Here is a 2571-nt window from a genome sequence, read left to right as displayed (position 1 = left end):
CCAGGTTCCCGGGATCGATTCGTCGGGGGCCACGAATCCCACGAAGCGAACCTTCAAGGGACGACCCTGGACTCGATCCGTGACCTTGTACGAGTCCCAGAGCACCAGGTTCCCGGTGGCGTCGACCACGATGGCTCCCAAAACCATGATCGATGCCCCGGTCTCTTCTCGCTCTCTCACGAGAGCCCAGCATGCAACGCTCAGGACGTGAGGGGTGAGGTCCGACACCAGGTCGGATGCGTAGAGCGCCGTCCACCCAGCGGAGGATGGTCCCATGCTCACCAGTTCTGTCGTCATTGGGATGGCTTCCTTGCCCAGATGATCTCGCAGTGTCCGCCCGGTGCTGCCCGGTCCGGGTCCGCGTTCACGATGCTGGCGTCCAGAGGTTTCGTTTCCTCGCTCGCTTTCCGAGCCATTTCTGCCGACACCAGCATCTCGTGCTCTCGGAGCACCGTCTCGGCCACGGACAGAGCTGACCGTTGCCGGGCAGACCGTTCGTAGGGACCGCAAGTGGCCTGCGATGCCGCGTCGAGCGCCAGTACCTCTGTCGCGAGCACCTTGGCGAACCTCTGCTGGCGCTCGAGAGAGTCACGGTAGATGGCCGCCATCGACGCTTGGAACCAAGCCCATCCGTAGATGACGGCCATGGTGGCCCCCATCACCAGGCCGCCCCATCCCCAGGTCCAGTACGAGGTCACGCACCAGAGCACCGGGAAGATCACGAACGGGAGTGAATCCCGCAGCCCGAGCTTCCTTCGTACGACAATCGTGGTGTTCACAGAAGGCTCCTCGTCTCGAAAATTCCAGCGAGGTCGACCTCGCGCTGCATGATCAGCCGCGCGTAGCGGCTGTGATAGTCGTTGTTGAGCTTGAAGCTGTCGTCGGTCGTTTGGATAAACCGGTTCCACCGGACCACTTCGTAGATCATCTTGATCCCGATGCGCTTGCGTCCCCGGCGGCTCGCCTCCCGAGCGAGTGCCACCAGCTCGGTGTAGACCTGGGGATTCGCGAGGTGAAACTCTGCGAATCTCCGGTTCAGGTCCCTGTCTACTTTTCCTTTTCCCTTGGCCATGCGTCTCCTGTCGGTCGGTTCACTCGCTCGGCGGAGCGGACGACGTTCTGGGCAGCGAGGGGGTGCCGCCGCGGAGCGTCGCCTGCTTCGACGAGCGAATAGAGTTCAAGGGGGAGCAGCATCCCGCCCCGATGCAGAGTGAGAGGTGCAGGTCCGGGTCTCGGAGCGCCGGCCCGCACCACCAGCGTCCGTCCCTCCACTCGAGACCAGCGCACGGGGAAGCTCCCCCGTAGAGCATGGCGCCGAGGGGGCACGGTACCTTCTGGCAGCAGTAACCGCAGCCGATGCAGGATCGGTCCGCCACTAGAGGTCTCCTGGGTGGCGGGCCACGGACCAATCCTCCATGGAGTGTCGTCGGCAGTAGACGATCGTCGTGGCTCCCTTGGCCTCGACCTGCAGCGCCGGGAATTCCGCTGCCGTGTGGATCGGGAGCACCCCTTGGCCGAGGGCTCGGAGCGCCGCCGCCTCGGGGCTGTCTGCCTGGTAGGGACCCTCCCCTTGGGCATCCACCACGGTGTAGATCTCGGTTCCCATCGTCGTCTCCCTCTCGCGCACCTATGATACCAACGGTGCGTGCAAAGTCATCCTTCTGGGGTCACTTTTTCAGAACGCTGGCTCGCAGTCCTCGTCGGTCCAGTCACACGCCAGAGCCGCGTCGTTGCGGGTCAGGGAAAGTTGCCCTCGGTAGGTCGGGCACATGACCGGGGTGGGCCGGGAAGCGTCGTCGCAGGAGGCTTCGTCCAGGTCGGAGTAGATGCCTCCCGCGTGCCCCAGTTCGTGCAGGAGCACGGTGTAGAACGCGGTCGGTTCAGGGATGGTTTCCAGCGTGTCGGTGAACACGTAAATCGACCACAGGTAGCGGGCAGGGCGGTGTGCGCATCCCCCGAACGTCTGGCACTTCTCGCAGCCGCATGGGGAGGATCGGTCCAGGTCGGAATGGCGCACCTTGTAGACCACCGGGAACTCGTCCGTTCCCCCGGTCTCCCACGAGTACGCGGGGCTTCCAGTCGTGGCGTAGTACCAGGACGAGAGAGCAAGCTCGAGCTGCCCCTTCTCGGCGTCGGACCAGTCCGGTCCGACACGGATGGCAGGAGCGGGTTCGGTGCACGCCAGGACGAAGAGGGCAGCAGGCAGGGCGGAGATGAGCTTCGGGGACACGGTCCATTTTGAACCCCATCTCCCCGTTCAGGAAGCTCCGGGGGTCTTCATCTCACGGAGCGAATTGCCGCACCGTCACACATCGGCGAGGTCACCGAACCCTGAAACTCCAGGGAGCCGTCAGTGGACAGCGACCAGTCGCACGATTCCGCCTTGTCCCATTCCTCTCGCGAGAAGAGTGCTGTTCCGTCGGCCGTTTCGTGCGCCATCACGCGGTAGACGTGCCCCGGAGTCCGGATCTCGTGGGTAGCTGCCCACGGGTTGGGGTCGGTGATGGTGAGGTCCGCCCGCATGACCCCGCAGTGGTCGCAGTGCGTAGGCCACTCACCGTCGAGCATGAC

Annotated in this window: 6 protein-coding genes; all 6 read right to left on the bottom strand. The window is 64.3% G+C overall.

Going from position 1 to position 2571, the window contains the following annotated elements:
- The coding region (locus WC222_12515) for a hypothetical protein (protein ID MFA6917209.1) at positions 1-297 on the bottom strand (297 nt) is incomplete at its 3' end.
- Complete coding sequence (locus WC222_12510; protein ID MFA6917208.1) at positions 294-779, bottom strand: hypothetical protein; 486 nt, start codon at positions 777-779, stop codon at positions 294-296. The genes WC222_12510 and WC222_12515, both read right to left, overlap by 4 nt.
- Entirely contained in the window at positions 776-1072 is a 297-nt protein-coding gene (locus tag WC222_12505) for a hypothetical protein (GenBank protein MFA6917207.1), read from the bottom strand. The genes WC222_12510 and WC222_12505 overlap by 4 nt, the downstream gene beginning before the upstream one ends.
- Before the next feature lie 303 nt (positions 1073-1375).
- Positions 1376-1606 (bottom strand): hypothetical protein, encoded by a 231-nt coding sequence (locus WC222_12500; GenBank protein MFA6917206.1) that lies wholly within the window; start codon positions 1604-1606, stop codon positions 1376-1378.
- A gap of 69 nt (positions 1607-1675) precedes the next feature.
- A complete protein-coding gene (locus WC222_12495; GenBank protein ID MFA6917205.1) occupies positions 1676-2230 on the bottom strand; it encodes a hypothetical protein in 555 nt (184 codons plus the stop codon).
- Between the two features lie 47 nt (positions 2231-2277).
- On the bottom strand, positions 2278-2571 hold a 294-nt coding region (locus WC222_12490; GenBank protein MFA6917204.1), incomplete at its 5' end, for a hypothetical protein.

The organism is Parachlamydiales bacterium, assembly GCA_041671045.1.
Taxonomy (GTDB): domain Bacteria; phylum Chlamydiota; class Chlamydiia; order Chlamydiales; family JABDDJ01; genus JABDDJ01.
The sequence above is the reverse complement of the archived record's forward strand: the minus strand, read 5'-3'. Positions and strand labels throughout refer to the sequence as shown.